At 46.4% G+C, this 18970-nt stretch carries 14 protein-coding genes and 1 tRNA gene; 12 read left to right on the top strand and 3 right to left on the bottom strand.

Going from position 1 to position 18970, the window contains the following annotated elements; genetic code table 11:
* Nucleotides 1–166 precede the first annotated feature (166 nt).
* Together bcp and KO537_RS18935 are read right to left on the bottom strand one after the other, a co-directional pair.
* Nucleotides 167–634, bottom strand: a complete 468-nt coding sequence (gene bcp / locus KO537_RS18930; RefSeq protein ID WP_028759647.1) for a thioredoxin-dependent thiol peroxidase — start codon at nt 632–634, stop codon at nt 167–169.
* 3 nt (nt 635–637) lie between these two features.
* On the bottom strand, nt 638–1189 hold the full coding sequence (locus tag KO537_RS18935) for an ACT domain-containing protein (protein WP_028759648.1): 552 nt from the start codon (nt 1187–1189) through the stop codon (nt 638–640).
* Nucleotides 1190–1361: 172 nt separating this feature from the next.
* On the opposite strand from KO537_RS18935, the gene dapA reads away from it, so the two are divergent.
* The 10 genes from dapA to nadE all read left to right on the top strand — a co-directional run bounded on the left by dapA (nt 1362) and on the right by nadE (nt 15698).
* Entirely contained in the window at nt 1362–2246 is an 885-nt protein-coding gene (gene dapA, locus KO537_RS18940; RefSeq protein WP_219235330.1) for a 4-hydroxy-tetrahydrodipicolinate synthase, read from the top strand.
* Nucleotides 2247–2249: 3 nt separating this feature from the next.
* Entirely contained in the window at nt 2250–3347 is a 1098-nt protein-coding gene (bamC, locus tag KO537_RS18945) for an outer membrane protein assembly factor BamC (RefSeq protein ID WP_219235331.1), read from the top strand.
* A gap of 368 nt (nt 3348–3715) precedes the next feature.
* The gene (locus tag KO537_RS18950; RefSeq protein ID WP_219235333.1) at nt 3716–4798 is read left to right on the top strand and encodes an efflux RND transporter periplasmic adaptor subunit; all 1083 of its coding nucleotides are present in this window, start codon (nt 3716–3718) and stop codon (nt 4796–4798) included.
* Nucleotides 4795–7890: an efflux RND transporter permease subunit gene (locus KO537_RS18955; protein ID WP_219235335.1), complete on the top strand. Its 3096-nt coding sequence runs from the start codon at nt 4795–4797 to the stop codon at nt 7888–7890. Before KO537_RS18950 ends, KO537_RS18955 begins: the two co-directional genes overlap by 4 nt.
* Nucleotides 7891–8071: 181 nt before the next feature.
* Nucleotides 8072–9985, top strand: a complete 1914-nt coding sequence (htpG, locus tag KO537_RS18960) for a molecular chaperone HtpG (RefSeq protein WP_028759653.1) — start codon at nt 8072–8074, stop codon at nt 9983–9985.
* Between the two features lie 184 nt (nt 9986–10169).
* Nucleotides 10170–11033 (top strand): tetratricopeptide repeat protein, encoded by an 864-nt coding sequence (locus KO537_RS18965; RefSeq protein WP_219235337.1) that lies wholly within the window; start codon nt 10170–10172, stop codon nt 11031–11033.
* A 140-nt stretch (nt 11034–11173) separates the two neighbouring features.
* Nucleotides 11174–11818 (top strand): adenylate kinase, encoded by a 645-nt coding sequence (gene adk, locus KO537_RS18970; RefSeq protein WP_028759655.1) that lies wholly within the window; start codon nt 11174–11176, stop codon nt 11816–11818.
* Nucleotides 11819–11930: 112 nt separating this feature from the next.
* Complete coding sequence (gene hemH, locus KO537_RS18975; RefSeq protein WP_219235339.1) at nt 11931–12950, top strand: ferrochelatase; 1020 nt, start codon at nt 11931–11933, stop codon at nt 12948–12950.
* A gap of 411 nt (nt 12951–13361) precedes the next feature.
* Nucleotides 13362–14666 (top strand): inosine/guanosine kinase, encoded by a 1305-nt coding sequence (locus tag KO537_RS18980; RefSeq protein ID WP_028759658.1) that lies wholly within the window; start codon nt 13362–13364, stop codon nt 14664–14666.
* Between the two features lie 201 nt (nt 14667–14867).
* Nucleotides 14868–15698, top strand: coding sequence for an ammonia-dependent NAD(+) synthetase (gene nadE, locus KO537_RS18985; protein WP_028759659.1), 831 nt, complete (start codon nt 14868–14870; stop codon nt 15696–15698).
* A 117-nt stretch (nt 15699–15815) separates the two neighbouring features.
* Here nadE and KO537_RS18990 read toward each other — a convergent pair whose 3' ends face one another.
* Nucleotides 15816–16316: a hypothetical protein gene (locus KO537_RS18990; protein WP_219235341.1), complete on the bottom strand. Its 501-nt coding sequence runs from the start codon at nt 16314–16316 to the stop codon at nt 15816–15818.
* A 211-nt stretch (nt 16317–16527) separates the two neighbouring features.
* On the opposite strand from KO537_RS18990, the gene KO537_RS18995 reads away from it, so the two are divergent.
* Both KO537_RS18995 and KO537_RS19000 read left to right on the top strand, forming a co-directional pair.
* The gene (locus tag KO537_RS18995) at nt 16528–18057 is read left to right on the top strand and encodes an alpha/beta fold hydrolase (protein ID WP_219235343.1); all 1530 of its coding nucleotides are present in this window, start codon (nt 16528–16530) and stop codon (nt 18055–18057) included.
* A 311-nt stretch (nt 18058–18368) separates the two neighbouring features.
* Nucleotides 18369–18445, top strand: a tRNA-Pro gene (locus KO537_RS19000).
* Nucleotides 18446–18970: the final 525 nt, after the last annotated feature.

Genomic DNA, 18970 nt, shown 5'->3' on the forward strand with positions numbered 1-18970 from the left:
GATATGAAAGTGAAAATTTTTCATGAAAAAGGTCCTGATTTCAGGACCTTTTCGTTATCGATTGCCGATTATTTATTCAGGCTGCCAAGTTCAACTCACGACGTTTACACTTTTGTGCCGATTAAAGCAGCAGCTTGAAGCCTTGTATTCGTCGTCATATTAGTCATTAACCCGCGATTTGCGCGAGTACGACTTCATGGTGATCTTTGGTTTTAAACTTATCGAATACGTGGGCGATGGCGCCGTCGGTATTGATAAGGAAGCTTAATCTATGAATGCCATCATAGGTTTTTCCCATGAATTTCTTTTCACCCCAGACCCCAAAAGCGTCGGCGACACTGTGGTCTTCATCGCTCAGTAAAGTGAAGTTGAGTGCTTGTTTCTCTGCAAATTTAGCCAGTTTAGCCACAGGATCTGGGCTAATGCCAAATACAGTGACATTATGACTATCGAGCTCGGCTTTACTGTCACGTAGGCCGCAGGCTTGAACTGTGCAACCCGGCGTTGATGCTTTCGGGTAAAAATACACTAAAACAGGGCCTTGCTTAAGGCTGTCTGCCAGCGATACTGAGTTGCCATGTTGATCTTGCAGTGTAAAGTGAGGCGCTTTTGCCCCAGCCGTTAAGGTATTCATCTATTATCCTCTGTCCTCTAAGATGGCAGTGCCTTCCATACGACGAATAGTACAATCTAAGGTCATATCTTGGGCGAGCTGATAGATACTCTGTTCGAGCTTTTCTAGTTCAACTTTTTCAGGAATATTAATGGTTAGCGACACATTTTGCGTTTGTTCACCACCGGGGAGTTCCTCAGAAAATGAACGTACTGCGGCAAGATCTAATGACCTGTCAGCAAGGAACTGGGTAATGCGTTTAATGGTGCCGCGTTGGTCTTTACCCGTGAAGCGTACTTCGAGGCGAGAAAGGTAGTTTTGTGGTGTGTGTTTAGAGGTGCGTTTCATCACCGTCAGCAGTTCTAACTCAACGCTCAGACTGGGGAACATACTTTCAATTTTCGTTATTGATGCCCACGAGCCAGACAACATCATAATCAGGGTAAATTCGTTACCAAATAATGCCATACGGCTGTCGACGATATCGCAGTCACAGTCACTGGCAAGTCGAGCTAGTTTACTTACAAGTCCAGGACGGTCGAGACCCATCGCTGTTACGACCAGGAAATTGGTCATGAATTTTCCTCACTTTTTCGATATCATAGAGCGAAAACTCAGGGTTAAAGCTGAGTTTTTGTGCGGGATGTAATGCTACCATAACTAATTCAATTTGAGAGCCCCGTTAATGCTTGTCATTAGTGGTTGGCATCAGTACCATAGCGAATCCTGAAATCTTGGGGAAAGTCAGATGATAAACGGAAGCATCGTAGCCTTAATCACGCCAATGAACAGTGATGGCTCAGTAGATTTTGCAAGTCTTGAAAGGTTAGTCGAATTCCATATTGACCAAGGCACAGATGCCATTGTGGCCGTTGGTACTACTGGCGAGTCAGCGACTCTGCCTATGCCTGAGCATGTAGCGGTCGTTTCACAAACCGTTAAATTTGCTGCGGGACGTGTTCCTGTCATTGGTGGCAATGGCGCCAATGCCACATCTGAAGCCGTTGAGCTCACCAAGTCCTTATCTAAGGTGGGTGTTGCCGCTATGCTTGGCGTAACGCCATATTATAATAAGCCAACGCCTAAGGGATTGATTGCGCATTATAAAACCGTGGCCGCTAGCACAGATATTCCACAAATTCTTTATAATGTTCCAGGTCGTACTGCCGTTGATATGCTGCCAGAAACTGTTGCCGAGCTTGTTAGCGTGAGCAACATTATTGGTGTAAAAGAGGCGACAGGTGACTTATCCCGTGTAAAACGTCTGCGCGAACTGTGCGGCGACGATTTCCTCTTGTATAGCGGTGATGATGCCACTGCCAGAGAGTTCTTACTCTTAGGTGGAAATGGCGTAATTTCTGTGGCTAACAACATAGTACCAAAGGCTTTTAAAGCTATGTGTGATGCGGCGCTCGCTGGCAATACCGAGCTGGCTCAGAGCATAGATACCCCGCTGCGCGGTTTGTATAGCACACTGTTTTGTGAAGCCAACCCTATCCCAGTAAAATGGGCGGCCCATCGTATGGGTTTGATTGAATGTGGCCATATTCGTTTACCTTTGACTGAACTTTCTGAGCAATGTCATGGTCTGTTGATAGAAGCAATGACTCGTGCCCAGATAGAGGTTAAATAATTAATGTTAAAGAAAGTCACTCCACTGATCTTAGTTGCTGCGGTTGCAGCCTGTAGTTCGCCACTTGATCGCCGCCAAGCGAACGGTAACGACGACTATGTTCAGGCCGAGCAAGCGCCTTTGCTTAAGATCCCCGCGGGATTAAAAACGCCACCCTACAATAAAGAATTCGATGTACCAGCACTGGGTTCTAAAGTGAATGCTTCGCTGTATGGCAAAAACTTAGATATCCGTCCGCCACTGCAAGTACTGCCAATGGCGGAAGGTACTCATGTGGAAGAGGGCAGTGACAACATTAAAATCGTGGTTGAATCCATCGACAATGCTGTGGATTTGAAACAAGAAATCTTCACAAACTTAGATGGTTTCTTTGCTCAAAAAGGTATTGCTGTTCGTAGCCGTGATTTTGACAAAGGCAACATAGAAACCGATTGGATTGAAAGCCGTGAAGTGATTGAATCGAGCATGTGGGGCTCGGATAAAGTTTATCTGTTGCGCCAACGCTATCGTTTTGACGTGGAAACGCGTCCACATGGTCGTACTGCAAATATCGTTATTCACTTAGTTGAACACGAAGAGTTCTACGACGATAAAGCGCAACAAGTTTTATTAAGCGGTGAAGATAAGCAAAGATACACTATTGATATGCTGAACAGCGCCATTGCGTATATCAGCGTTAAGCGCGACCAAGCGATCCAATCGAATCGTTTGAAGCAAACCTTAGGTATTAATGTTGATCTCGTGACGCCTGAAGAAGGTAAAGCTTACTGGTCTGCTAAAGCCTCTTACAAGCAAGTGTGGGATCGTCTACGCATAGTGCTACCAGAAATGGGCTTTGAAATTGCCGATATGGATAGTGCTAAAGGATTGTACTTTATCAAGTTTGACGATAACTCTGGTTTCTGGAGTTCATTGTGGGGCGAAGATAAGTTAGCACTGAAAGAAGGTAGCTACCGTTTACTGCTTGAAGATGGTGATACTCCAGAAGAAACGAAAATCTTCCTTCGCGATAACGAAGATCAGCCATTAAGCGATGAAGTGGTTAGCAATGTGTACCAGTCACTGTCAAACCTGATGAAAGAAGAACGTCAAATACGTTAATTTCAGCAGTTGACTAGAAAAGGGCGAATTATCGCCCTTTTTTATTGGCTGCGATTTGAGTTTTAAGTAGGGGATTGTCGATTATCTAGGCGATCTGTGTTTCAGAGTTTAATTATCTATATACCAATCTTTTTCAAATGGTTTTAGTGATAAATATTGAGTTACTGGTGATAAGTAAAATTAATCACTTAACAACCTTGTTATCGTACTGCATTCTGGCAACTCAGCCATTGATATCGCCAAAGACACTTAATCATACATATTTTGCGCTATCAGCGTAATTTGTAAGAAAAAGTAAAACGTATTGATGCGATGATGTGAGTGAGTAAACTAGCCGTCATTAATGCGAGTCATTCCTTGGAAGCCCGATGAAAAAAATTATTCTAATAATCGCCATATTGGCCGCGGCATGGTTTGGATACCAAGCCATGCAACCGCAAGAGATTGCTGCAGCCCAGATTAAACTCATACCTAATGTAGTGATTGCCACTGCAGCTATGGCGCCCATTCGCGATGAAGTTGAAGCTATTGGTAGCAATAAAGCCGCAGAATCTGTAACGATAACGCCTAAAGTCACCGACATGGTGATAGCGCTTAAATTTGACGACGGCGATATCGTTAAAAAGGGCGAGTTATTAGTCCAACTGCAAAATGCTGAGCAGATCGCTAAGGTTAAAGCCGCGCAAGTCAAAGTCAGTGATAATCAACGTGAATTAGCTCGGATCAGTTCGTTGGTGACTAGCCGCACTGTGGCCGAGTTAGAACGCGACAGATTACAAACCCTTATTGATACCACCCGTGCTGAGCTCGAACAGGCACAATCATCACTCAATGATCGCAGTATTCTGGCGCCTTTTAATGGCCGTTTAGGTTTACGTCAAATCAGTGTGGGCAGCTTAGTGTCGCCCGGCACTGTGATTACGACATTGGATGATATTTCTACCATTAAGCTCGATTTTTCAGTGCCAGAGCGCTTTATTCAAGATTTAGAGCCAGGTAAAAAGGTTGAAGCCAAAGCGGTCGCTTTCCCTGATGTGACTTTCAAAGGTGTGGTGACATCGATTGATAGCCGCGTGAATCCAACCACGCGTACAGTGATCGTTCGCGCCGAAATCCCCAATCCTGAGCTGCGTTTATTACCGGGCATGTTGATGAAGGTCAAACTCATCAAGCGTAGCCGCGAGGCCTTGATGTTGCCTGAATCTGCCATTATCCCGATCCAAAACAGCCATTATGTTTATAGCGTCAATGCTGACAAGGTGATTGAACGTAAACAAGTCACTATTGGTATTCGCACCCGTGGCTGGGTGGAGATCTTAGACGGTTTAGCCTTGGGCGAAAACGTGGTGATCCGCGGCTTACTGAAAGTTCATCCTGGGGATAAAGTGCAAACTGAGTTCGCGGAAAAGTTTAGTTATCTTGCCGATAAGAACGCGGAGCCAAGTGTATGATCCTTACTGATCTCTCGGTCAAACGTCCCGTATTTGCCTCAGTGATCAGCTTGCTGCTGGTCGCTTTCGGGCTTGTCTCCTTTGATAAATTGCCCCTACGCGAATACCCGAATATAGATCCACCAGTGGTATCTATCGACACGAATTACCGCGGTGCCAGTGCTGCTGTGGTGGAAAGCCGCATTACCCAATTGATTGAAGACAGGATCAGTGGCGTCGAAGGTATTCGTCACGTGAGTTCATCGAGCAGTGATGGCCGCTCATCGGTTACCTTAGAGTTTGATATTAGTCGTAATATTGAAGATGCAGCTAACGATGTGCGCGACAGGATCTCAGGTTTACTCGACAATTTACCCGATGAAGCTGATCCCCCAGAAGTACAAAAGGCCAATGGCAGTGATGAAGTGATCATGTGGCTCAATCTCGTGTCGGATCAAATGACGACCCTAGAATTGACCGATTACACCAACCGTTATTTGTCGGACCGCTTTTCGGTGGTCGATGGTGTGGCGCGGATGCGTATTGGTGGCGGTAAGGTTTACGCCATGCGCGTTTGGCTTGACAGACAAGCCTTGGCTTCTCGCAGTTTAACGGTTGCCGATGTTGAGGCCGCGCTCAGAGCTGAGAACGTCGAGTTACCTGCAGGTTCGATAGAGTCGAAGGAGCGGCACTTTACAGTGCGACTGGAGCGGGGTTATCGCACTGCCGAAGATTTCGCAAACTTAGTGATCACCCAAGGGGAAGACGGTTATTTAGTCAAACTGAGCGATGTCGCACGGGTGGAAATTGGCTCTGATGAAGAGCGGATTATGTTCCGTGGCAACAAAGAGGCAATGATAGGTTTAGGCGTGTCTAAACAGTCAACCGCCAATACGTTAGAAGTGGCGCGCGCAGTGAACGCGCTGGTTGACAAAATCAACCCGACTTTGCCAGCGGGGATGTCGATTAAACGCAGTTATGATAGCTCAGTGTTTATCGAAGCCTCGATTAAAGAAGTGTATCAAACCCTGTTCACTGCGATGATTTTAGTGATTATCGTGATTTATTTGTTTCTTGGCAGCGTGCGCGCTATGTTGATCCCCGCGATCACTGTGCCAGTGTCTCTGCTCGGCACCTTTATTGTGCTATATGCGCTAGGTTATACCATTAACCTCTTGACCTTATTGGCGATGATCCTCGCCATCGGTATGGTGGTGGATGATGCGATTGTGATGCTGGAAAACATTCATAGACGTATCGAAGAAGGAGATTCACCACTCAAAGCTGCTTTTCTCGGTGCGCGTGAAGTGGCTTTTGCTGTTATCGCGACCACACTCGTGTTGGTCGCGGTATTTATGCCAATCACTTTCCTTGAAGGTGATTTAGGTAAACTCTTTAAAGAGTTTGCCGTGACCATGAGTGCGGCCGTGCTGTTCTCTAGCCTAGTGGCGCTCACACTCACGCCCATGATGTGCTCTAAGTTGCTTAAGCCGAGCTCGCAGGATTCTTGGTTGGTGTGTAAGGTCGACGGCATAATGACAAAAGTGTCAAACCGGTATCAATTGTCCTTAAAATCCGCCATGGCTCACCCGATATTAGTGTCGATTCTGGTGTTAGTCGCATTAGGCTCTAGTGTCTATTTAGTCCAAAAAGTACCGCAAGAATTTGCGCCACAGGAAGACCGTGGTTCGTTATTCTTGATGGTCAACGGGCCACAGGGCGCGAGTTACGAATACATAGAATCCTATATGAATGAAGTGGAAAACCGCTTGATGCCATTGGTCGAAACGGGTGATATCAAACGTCTGCTCATTCGTGCCCCCCGTGGCTTTGGCCGCGCGGCGGATTTCTCTAACGGTATGGCAATCATAGTACTGGAAGACTGGGGCAAACGTCGTCCTGTAAAGGAAGTTATCGTCGACATTAATAAGCGTCTTGCCAATCTCGCCGGAGTGCAAGCGTTCCCTGTAATGCGCCAAGCCTTTGGTCGCGGCGTAGGTAAACCTGTGCAATTTGTGATTGGTGGACCTAGCTACGAAGAGCTTGCCCGCTGGCGCGATATCATGATGCAAAAGGCGGCACAGAATCCTAAATTATTGGGATTAGATCACGATTATAAAGAGACTAAGCCTCAACTTCGAGTCGTCATCGACAGAGACAGAGCCGCGAGCCTTGGGGTGTCGATTTCAAACATTGGTCGTACGTTGGAATCCATGCTGGGCTCACGCTTAGTGACGACGTTTATGCGTGACGGTGAAGAATACGATGTGATCGTTGAAGGCGAGCGCGATAATCAAAATACTGCGGCGGATCTGCAAAATATCTATGTTCGTTCCGAGCGCAGTCAGGAGCTTATTCCGCTGTCTAACTTAGTGACTGTGGAGGAGTTTGCCGACGCCAGTTCGCTGAATCGTTACAACCGTATGCGCGCGATCACCATAGAAGCCAGTTTGGAAGATGGTTATAGTCTAGGTGAAGCCCTTGATTATATGAATCAATTGGCGCGTACCTATTTGCCAGCGGAAGCGGTGATTAGCTACAAGGGCCAATCCCTCGATTATCAAGAGTCGGGTAGCTCTATGTACTTCGTATTCATCCTCGCACTGGGGATTGTATTCCTCGTGCTCGCGGCGCAGTTTGAGAGTTATATCCACCCTGTGGTGATCATGCTTACTGTGCCGCTGGCTACCGTCGGTGCATTAATTGGTTTGTGGCTTACGGGGCAGAGTCTTAATATTTACAGTCAGATAGGCATTATTATGCTGGTCGGGTTAGCCGCGAAAAATGGCATCTTGATTGTCGAGTTTGCTAACCAATTGCGGGATAAAGGCGTTGATTTTGATAAGGCCATTATCCAAGCGTCAGCGCAGCGGTTACGGCCTATCTTAATGACAGGGATCACCACTGCCGCTGGTGCCGTGCCATTGGTATTGGCGGTAGGCGCGGGTGCTGAAACTCGTTTTGTGATTGGTGTAGTGGTGTTGTCGGGGATTTTACTGGCAACCTTATTCACTATCTTCGTGATCCCCGCCGCTTATGGACTCTTTGCCCGCAACAGCGGATCGCCCGAAGCCATCGCCCAACAGTTAGAAAAAGAATTAGCCCAAGACTAACGCCTCGTGCAGGTTGATGTTGAAAGCATACATATAGGCGCTTGGTATTCATCAAGCGCCTTATTTTTCGCCATTCGAACCTCGTTTTAGCCCTTGCCCTTGAAAAGCAAATTTGGAGCCCCATTTAGTAAACACTAAGCGTTACTTTTACCAAATTACGTAACAAATAAAGGAAAATTTCATGTCACAACAAGAAACTCATGGTTTTCAAACAGAAGTCAAACAGCTGTTGCATTTGATGATCCATTCTTTGTATTCCAACAAAGAAATTTTCTTGCGTGAACTGGTCTCCAACGCTGCGGATGCGGCGGACAAGCTGCGTTATCTGGCGTTGACCAATGACGCACTCTATGAAGGCGACGGTGAACTGCGAGTCCGTATCAGTGCCGATAAAGAAAAAGGCACTGTGACCATCGAAGATAACGGCGTGGGTATGACCCGCGACGGTGTGATTGAGCATTTAGGCACAATCGCAAAATCAGGCACCGCTGATTTCTTTAAGAATCTATCGGGCGAATCCTCAAAGGATTCACAGCTAATCGGTCAGTTTGGTGTTGGTTTCTATTCGGCTTTTATCGTGGCGAAAAAAGTTACTGTTCGCACTCGCGCTGCCGGTCATAAGGCCGATGAAGCCGTATTGTGGGAATCAGAAGGCGAGGGTAACTTCACCGTTGATACCATCACTAAGGCGAGCCGTGGTACTGAAATCACGCTGCACCTACGTGACGAAGAAAAAGAATTTGCCGATGATTGGCGCCTGCGTTCGATCATCACTAAATACTCAGATCATATCTCTGTGCCAGTCGAAATGTGGCAAGAAGGCTCGCCAGAGCGTGATGGTCCTGATGGCGAAAAAATTCCTGCGACCGAAGGTCAATGGAAAGTCATGAACAAAGCCACGGCTTTGTGGATGCGCAATAAAGCTGACATCAGTGACGAAGAGTATCAAGAGTTTTACAAACACATTTCCCACGATTATACCGATGCACTACTGTGGAGTCATAATCGGGTAGAAGGTAAGCAAGAATACACTAACCTATTGTATATTCCTGCAAAAGCGCCTTGGGATATGTGGAATCGCGACCGTAAACACGGCCTAAAACTGTTTGTGCAACGTGTGTTCATCATGGATGACGCTGAGCAATTTATGCCATCTTATCTGCGCTTCGTGCAGGGCTTAATTGACTCAAACGATCTGCCGCTGAACGTATCCCGCGAAATTCTGCAGGATAACCACGTGACTAAAGCGATGCGTACTGGTATCACCAAACGTGTGCTTGGCATGCTGGAAAAACTGGCGAAAGACGATGCGGAAAAATATCAACAGTTCTGGGCTGAATTTGGTCAAGTGCTGAAAGAAGGGCCTGCGGAAGATTTCGCCAACCGTGAGCGTATCGCGGGCTTATTGCGTTTTGCCTCGACTCACACGGGCAGTGCTGCGCCGACTGTGTCACTCGATGACTACATCAGCCGCATGAAAGAAGGTCAAACTAAGATTTATTACATTGTTGCCGACAGCCATGAAGCCGCCGCTAACAGCCCACATTTAGAGTTGTTACGTAAGAAAGGCATTGAAGTCTTACTGATGTCAGAGCGTATCGACGAGTGGCTAATCAACCACTTAACTGAGTACAAAGAGAAACAACTGCACTCAGTGACCCGTGGTGATTTAGAACTTGGCGAGCTGGAAGATGCATCTGAAAAAGAAGCGCAAGAAAAGCTTGAGCAAGAATCGGTAGCTTTAGTTGAACGCATTAAAGCGGCATTAGGCTCAACCGTTGCGGATGTGAAAGTCACGTCACGCTTAACTGACACCCCAGCCTGTGTGGTGGCGGGTGAAGGCGAAATGTCGACTCAGATGATTAAGCTGATGCAAGCTGCGGGTCAACCTGTGCCAGAAGTGAAGCCGACATTTGAGATCAACCCAGCGCACCCATTAGTGTCGCGCTTAAATGATCTTCAAGATGAAGCCGCCTTCGCGGATTGGTCAAATCTGCTGCTGCAACAGGCGCAATTATCTGAAAAAGGTAGCCTTGCGGACCCATCGGCCTTTATCAAGCTGATGAACCAAATGTTATTGGCTAACATGAAGTAAATGACTATCGGGGCCCTTCTTTGAACGGCCCCGATATTGTTTCTAGTGCAGGAAGAGTGGTTTGCGCCTAGCCTGTCACTCAATCCGTTAGCGGTAAGACTCGATTTTAAGACTTGGTTCTAACGCTTAGTTTTAAAAGAATAAGGCCTCCCATGATAGAGGCCTTAAATGTTAAGGGAATACTATGGATAATATCCTCAGTCTGACTAAAGACAATATTCAGCAAGTGGTTGACGCCTCGATGCAACAGATCGTGGTGTTAGCATTTTGGGCTCAGCCGCAGGAACAAAGTGTGGCTATGCTGCACACCTTAGAGAAAATTGCCGCGCAAAATGCGGGTCGATTCGTGCTCGCAAAAGTTGACTGTGAAGCCGAATTAGAAATTGCCAATTACTTTCGCATTCAAAGTCTACCGACCACGTTAGTATTGGATAAAGGTCAGCCTGTAGATGGTTTTGCTGGCCAGCAAGATGCGGCGCAAGTCACGGCTATGCTGGATAAATATTTACCGCCTATGTGGCAGTTACAGTTAGCACAGGCCAAAGCATTACTCGCCCTGAGTCAAGTTAGCGCAGAGGATCTTGCTACTGCCGCCGTGTTGCTTAAAGACGCGCATGCGGGGTCAAATCAAGCGGGTGAGGTGAGTCTAGTGCTTGCCGATGTGTATCTTATGCAGGGCGAATTAGTGTTAGCACAAGCCATGCTTGAGAAGGTAGGGCTTGCTGACCAAGATGGTTACTACCAGAGTTTAAAAGCTAAGCTCGCACTTGCTTTAGATGCGGCGGATACCCCTGAAATTCGCGATTTGCAGCAAAAGTTTGAGCAAAATCCAACAGATTTAGTGTTATTACTCGAGCTGAGTAAGGCATTGCATGCTGCTCACCGCGATGATGAAGCATTAGAACTGTTATTCGGTGTGCTCAGTAAAGATTTAGGTGCTGAAAATGGCACAGTAAAACAAGTATTTATGGAAGTATTAACGGCACTTGGCCAAGGTAATCCCATAGCCAATCAATACCGCCGTAAGCTCTATACTTTGCTCTATTAATGAAAAAAATCGCTTAGTAACCGCAGTTTATTTGCGGTTTCTGAGGCTAAAGTCGAAGCTAAAACCCTTCTCAATGGCGGCCAGATGTGCGAAGATCGCCGCCCTAAGAAGAATATCAATGCGAAAAGAGGACTCTTGAGATGCGCATTATCCTATTGGGCGCCCCAGGTGCCGGTAAAGGTACCCAGGCCCAGTTCATTATGGAACAGTATGGTATCCCACAAATTTCCACTGGTGATATGTTACGTGCCGCGGTAAAAGCGGGTACTCCACTGGGTTTGGAAGCGAAAAAAGTGATGGATGCTGGTCAACTGGTTTCTGATGATCTGATCATCGGTCTGGTTAAAGAGCGTATCGCACAGGAAGACTGTGTTAAAGGTTTCTTGTTAGACGGTTTCCCACGTACTATCCCACAGGCGGATGCGATGGCGGCAAACGGTATTAGCATTGATCACGTGATTGAAATCGACGTGCCAGACGAAGAAATCGTTAAGCGCATGAGCGGTCGCCGTGTTCACCCAGGTTCTGGCCGTGTTTACCATGTGGTTTTCAATCCACCTAAAGTGGAAGGTAAAGACGACGTGACGGGCGAAGATTTAGCTATTCGTCCAGATGATGAAGAAAGCACTGTGCGTAAACGCCTCGCGATTTATCACGAGCAAACTAAGCCGCTGGTTGAATACTACGGTAAAGTGGCTGCCGCTGGTCAAACTCAATACAACAAGTTTGACGGTACTCAATCGGTTGCGGCCGTGAGTGAGCAGTTAGCTAGGGTGTTGAAATAACCGAATAAAGGTTAATTTACGAGAACAAGTTCTCATATTAAGAAAAAGCCTGCTGATGCAGGCTTTTTTTATGGGTATCGCAATGTTAGCCTCCAAGTGAACTTCATTAACCATGAGCCTAACGTTGAATCCTTCCCCTGCTTTTGGTGTGTTATTGGTTAACCTCGGCACGCCTGATCAACCTAGTCCTAAGGCCGTTAAACGCTTTTTAAGGCAGTTTTTAAGTGATCCGCGTGTCGTCGATTTATCGCCGTGGATTTGGCAACCGCTGCTGAACGGTATTATTCTCAACACCCGTCCGGCTAAAGTCGCGAAACTTTACCAAAGCGTGTGGACGCCGGAAGGCTCGCCCTTGATGGTGATAAGTGCACGCCAAGCACAAAAGTTGGCGGTGGACTTAAGCGCAACCTTTAACCAGACCATTCCGGTTGAACTGGGCATGAGTTACGGTAATCCCTCCATCGATGTGGGATTTGAACGCCTGAAAGCCCAAGGGGCAGATCGCATTATTGTGCTGCCTTTGTATCCTCAATATTCCTGCTCGACAGTGGCAAGTGTGTTCGATGCTGTTGCCCGTTATCTTAAAACCGTGCGTGACATGCCGCAGGTTCGCTTTAATAAAGACTATTTTGACCATAGCGCTTATATTGCTGCGCTGGCACACAGTGTGACGCGCCACTGGAAAACCCATGGGCAGGCCGACAAGTTGCTCTTGTCATTTCATGGTATTCCACTGCGTTATGTGAAAGAGGGCGATCCATACCGCGAGCAGTGTTTTGTCACGGCTAAACTGTTGGCGCAAAAACTTGAGCTGAGCGAGTCGCAATGGCAAGTGTGCTTCCAATCGCGCTTTGGCCGCGAAGAATGGTTAACGCCCTACGCCGATAAATTACTGGCCGAGTTACCTGCGCAAGGGATCAAAAGTGTCGATGTGATTTGCCCTGCGTTTGCGACCGATTGCCTCGAAACCTTAGAAGAAATCTCCATCGGTGCTAAGGAAACCTTTTTACATGCGGGTGGCAGCGACTATCGGTTTATCCCTTGTTTGAACGACGATGAGTTACACATTGAATTATTACGGCAATTAATCCAAGAACAAGCGGTATCTTGGGCCCATACCCAAGCCACCTGAAGATACGAGTTTCAGAGCGCCTAGGGTGATTCAATTCAAGGCGCATCAATGACAGAATGTCGGCCACCTTTTGAATTGATGCAACACGGAAGTGAAGTGCCCTAGGCGCTCCGTCCCGGCGTTTTTTAACGCACTTTATACTGTGTTGACTATTTTTAACTTAGCCCACTAGGTCTGCAAATAGCCGCCTTGCCTAAAGTGCGTTAAATTCCCGCTGAATCCTGCATCTTCAGGTTGTTTGGGTATAGGAGCACTGGCTTCGAACTGATTTTGTGATAGAATCTGCGCCCTTCCGGCTAAGGGGTGGTTTTTTTGTCTCGCTAGCCTAGACTCAATATTTTTAGGATGCTGCTTGGCTTGACCGCCTCGGCAGACGCCAATTAGCATGGATGCCAGGAAAAGAGAGCCACTATGAAGTTTCCCGGTCAGCGTAAATCTAAACATTATTTTCCGGTTAAAACCCGAGATCCGCTGCTTGAACAGCTGACTCAACAGCCTCAGCCGTTTGCGACCTATATCAGCGGTATTGATCAAACCTTAGTGGATATCGAAGCGAAAGTGGAAGACGAATTGCTGAGCCGTTATGGCTTGCCCAAAGGCAATTCTACCTTGATCAATGATGAACAGGCCCACAGACTCTACACTGAGTTAAAAATTCATGGTTTGATTAGCGATGAATTTGCTGGTGGCACTATTGGTAACACAGTACACAACTATTCTATTTTGGCCGATGACCGTTCAGTGCTGTTTGGAGTAATGAGTCAAAATATCGAAGTGGGCAGTTACGCCTACCGCTATTTATGTAATACCTCTTCTAAAGTCGACCTTAACTTTCTACAACCTGTAGATGGTCCTATCGGTCGCTGTTTTACCCTGATTTCTGAGTGCGGCGAGCGAACATTTGCTATCAGCAAAGGCGCTATGGATAAACTCACACCTGAATTTATCGATAAAGACGTGGTGCAGGGCAGTTCAGCCTTAGTGTTGACCGCGTATTTGATGCGTGCAAGCGATGGCGACCGTATTACTGATGCGGCCATGTGCGCTATCGAATATGCAAAAGCCGCCGAAGTTCCCGTGGTATTAACCTTAGGCACGCGTTTCTTGATTGAAGAAGATCCACAATGGTGGCAAAACTTTATCAAAGAACATGTTACCATTTTGGCGATGAATGAAGACGAAGGTGAAGCTTTAACGGGTTCACGGGATCCTCTGCTTGCCAGTGAAAAAGCCTTGGAATGGTGCGACATGGTATTAACCACAGCGGGTCCAATCGGGCTTTATACTGCGGGTTATACCGAGGACTCAGAAAAACGCGAAACGACTCACACGCTGTTGCCGGGTGCTATCCCTGAATTTAACCGCTACGAATTCTCCCGTCCAAAGCTTAAAAGTGACTGTGAAACACCAATCAAAGTGTTTGCCCACATTTCACCTTACATGGGCGGCCCAGAAAAAATCGGTAACACTAATGGCGCTGGCGATGGCGCATTATCGGCGTTATTGCACGATCTGGCGGCCAATACTTTCCACAAGACTAACGTGCCAGGCTCAAGTAAACATAAGCGTGATGGCCTATGTTATTCCTCGTTTTCTCAAGTGTGTAAGTACGCTAACCGCGTCGCCTACGAAGTCTTAGCCCAGCATAGCCCGCGTTTATCCCGTGGTTTACCTGAGCGCGAAGACAGCTTAGAAGAATCCTACTGGGAAAGATAAGTCGGTAGCTGTATTGGTATTAAGCTGACTGATTTACGCTAGGGCAATAACGGCAAACCGTTGTTGCCCTTATTTTTATGGCGTTTATCAATAATCAATTAACTAAGCATTAATTTTAACTACAGGCAGTTGCGAATAAATGTTAACGTTAGTCGGGTTCAGGTAGTCCAAATACAGCGATGATTTAAGGTGGAATTTTCGGTGAAAGCGCAAATCTTAAGAGAAATGAAGGTACTCACGGCCATAGAGCCAGAGTTCGAAGTGCAACGTCGTGTCGCGTTTATTAAAACCAAACTAAAAGAAGCGCGTAGCAAGGCATTGGTATTAGGGATCAGCGGTGGGGTGGATTCTTCTACCGCTGGGCGTTTGTGTCAGTTAGCGGTGGACAGTTTAAACAAAGAAAATAGCCAAGGCGGTTATCAGTTTATCGCTGTGCGCTTACCCTATCAGATCCAAAAAGATGAGCATGAGGCGCAATTAGCGTGTCAGTTTATTCAACCTTCTAAATTGGTCACAGTGAATGTGCATCAAGGTGTTGATGGTGTGCACAGCGCTACCGTTGCCGCGTTAGCCGAAGCCGGATTGCCTTTGCCCGATGTGGCGAAAGTGGATTTTGTGAAGGGTAACGTCAAAGCCCGTATGCGGATGATCGCCCAGTATGAACTCGCCGGACTCGTAGGCGGGCTTGTGGTGGGGACAGATCACAGCGCCGAAAACATCACAGGTTTTTACACTAAGTGGGGTGATGGTGCCTGCGATTTAGCGCCATTATTTGGTCTTAACAAACGCCAAGTTCGCCAACTCGCCGCGTATCTTGGCGCGCCAGAATCGTTAGTCTATAAAGCGCCGACCGCGGATTTAGAAGACAATAAACCGTTACTCGAAGATGAAGTCGCGCTTGGCCTAACCTATGCGCAAATCGATGATTTCCTTGAGGGTAAAGACGTTGGCAAGGCGGTTGAGGACAAGTTGATTGGTATTTATAAGGCGACGCAGCATAAACGTCAGCCTATTCCAACCATTTACGACTAACCCTGAATCGTCCTTGAATATGCACTCGTTTGAACTCTGTTCACGAGTGCTTTTTTATGCCTTTGTTATTTGGTGACTAATGCTGTGGTGACAGCCGTTACCACAATCATAATGGAATTATTCACTGTGTTGGGGCTCTGGCGTTGCTAAGTGTTGCCGTGTCAGGGCGATCAGTTGGTTTGGGTACTGGCGATAATCCAAATAGGGCGTGAGTAAACAATGCTGTCCTGGCGAAGATGGCAGCTTAAGTGCGGTTATGGATTTATCTTGGGCAGTTAAATGCTGTGCACCGGAATCGTTCACGGACATGGTGAGCCCTAAAGCATTTGCGGCCACTTGCCCCGTAATGAGATGAATCTTAGCGTTTGCCATCAGCTCTATAGCGCCTATGCAGATCATTTCATTTTGCTTGAGTAACACTTGGTCACGATAGCTGCGCCAATCTTCTCCAACCGCGCTGATTTTTGCCATAATAGTGAAGATCTTACGCCAATGATTGCCATTGAGAGCGATGAGAGTCGCGATAGCGTCTGGCTGAGTGTAATGCCAGCTGTCAGGTACCAGCGGCGCAGTGGGAAGATAGTAGACGAACCTAGCGTGTGGATTACCGATTATCATCGAGAGCGTATAAGTTTCGTTGGAATAAGACTATTTTCGATCCTAACCCGATTAAGGCCTATGCGGCTAATAAAATTGCGAGATGAGTAAATTTGGGTGACTAAATTGGAGTGATTACACTAGTAGATTTTATCGCGGTAAAACGTTTGAAGGATGTTTTTATCTACCCGTATAATCTAGTTGCACATTTTATCTACATGTAGGAACAGCGATGAAGGCCATCATCATAGGTTCGACAAAACACCTATTTTTAGCTGCAGTGTATGCGAGTACTGGCATAGTGGTGGCGTTACTCGCGACAGGGATCTATTTTCTTAATGCGCGCCCTGAGCTGTCACTTTGGCATACGGTCGAGCTAGAAAATGAGTTCCATTATAATACTAAACTCGCTAATTTTAATGAATACTTAGCGCTAGAAGAGCGCCTATTCGCCGAAGTTGAGCGCAAAGTTGTCAAAAAGATTCCCGCCAATGAATTTTCTCCAGTGAACCGCTATGTCAAAAATAGCTTATCCGATCCTGCCCATTGGCCACAAAATTGGAATCGCAGTTATGAATGGCCTGTGGCAAATCCCGAATTTGGAGTATTACTGCTCCACGGTATGTCGGATTCGCCCTATGCTCTATCCAATGTGGCAGTACACTTTAAAGGTAAAGCCCATGTGCTCGGTTTAAGATTGCCTGGGCATGGCACGATTCCAAGTGGATTGACTGAGCTTTATTGGCAAGATCTGGCCGCAGCGGTTAATTTAGCCACAGCGCATATGCGGCAAACTCTGAAAGATAAACCATTATTTGTGGTGGCTTTTTCGACGGGTGCCGCCGTCGCGCTGAACCATGAGTTAGAACGTATCAGCCATGATAAAGCCACTGATTATGATGGAATGATTTTTATCTCTCCCGCGATAGGGCTAGCGCCATCTGCGGCGGCCGCACGCTGGCAGAGTTGGATAGGACGATTGTTGGAGCTGGATAAACTGCAATGGAACAGTATTCAAGTAGAGTACGATCCCTTTAAATACACCTCTTTTGCGGTTAATGCGGGCGATGTAGTTTATCAATTAGCCCTGCGTAACCAAGGTTTATTGGCAGGATTAACGCCGAAGCAACGGGCGCAAGTTCCGTCGATACTCACCTTTCAGTCGGTAGTGGATGCAACCGTTTCAACCGCGGCGGTGGTGAATCATCTGTATCAAACGTTGCCAGAAAAAGGTCATGAGCTAGTGCTGTTTGATATGAACCGACTCGATGTAAATGCCAAGATGGTGTCCAATGATCCGCTTGCGGGCTTGTTGGCGAACATTAATAACCCTGAGTTACATTATCGCGGCACTGTGGTGGAAAATATCAGTAATGAAACCACGCAGGTTCAGGCGCGATACTTTGGTTTAGATGAACTGGGTTTAGATGAACAAAATTTTGATACACAGGATATAGACACACAGGGTAAAGTGCTCACTCAGGTCAGTGAAAACGTGCGGATATTAGATTTATATTGGCCTGCAGGCGTGTATTCCTTATCCCATGTTGCGCTACCTTTTGGCATAGATGATGGGCTTTATGGCGCAGTGATCCAGCCTGATTTACATAGGATCCAAATCGGAGCCTCAGCTTCGCGGGGAGAGCGCGGCTTGTATAGTGTGTCAGCATCTGAAATGTTACGACAGAAATGGAATCCATTTTTCCCGTATCTACTCGAGCGCATGGATGAGTATCGACTCGCCCATATGCACTCGCATTGAATGATGATTTAGTAAACGGGTGTCATTATGTCTGTTCTGCAGCTAAATCCTGTTTGAGTATGGTCGTAATCAGTATCGAGCAATCATTATCGACGAAAATTGTGTCATTCAGAACATAAACTAAGCAGTTGATCAAAGAGATGTAATGAAGCCCTTGCGCAGTTGCGAGGCAATTGCTACAGTTCTGGCTCGCTTAAGATAAACCCCATAAACAGTATCTTAGGTGATAAGTAATTGAGCAAAAGCCGTAAAGATTATCGCTAAACTGTATTTAGCTAAGTCAGAACAAGTATGCAATATACTTAAAAATTCGGTATGTAGCGCAGCCCGGTAGCGCACTGTCATGGGGTGTCAGGGGTCGGAGGTTCGAATCCTCTCATACCGACCAAATTCCTCTTTTTATAAGAGTTAAAAAGCCTGCAAACTTAATCGTTTGCAGGCTTTTTTATTTTAGTGCGATTTTTAAATTCATTTTAGTCATACCAAAAGACTGAAGTATATGTATGGTAAAGTGTCTCCAGTTTGAATCATGAAAAAACATAACAAATATGGGCAGGCTGCAGCGTAGCTGCGACTTTATCACAGTGTTGAATCACCCCGAGGTTTGATTGATAGGGGGGATGTATAAGTTGTATTGTTAAATAGAAATTTTCTGAAAGCTTTGGGTAATGCTTTGAAGATTCAGAAGTGGCATTTATTGGGAGCAAAAAATTAGTTGGACACACTTTTGTTCCCATCTTATGGTTGAATAAACTGCATTAAAAAACCCAAATACCACGCCAACAAAGACGCCCAAGTATAACCCTGTAGGATCCCCTCATAATTCATAACCCCAACAACCATGAGTTAATGAGAGTTCAGTTAGTTTCTTCGCAGCACAAAGCAAATTATCTGCTGATATGGGGTAATCATG

Source organism: Shewanella sp. NKUCC01_JLK (assembly GCF_019345615.1).
Taxonomy (GTDB): Bacteria; Pseudomonadota; Gammaproteobacteria; order Enterobacterales; family Shewanellaceae; genus Shewanella; species Shewanella oncorhynchi.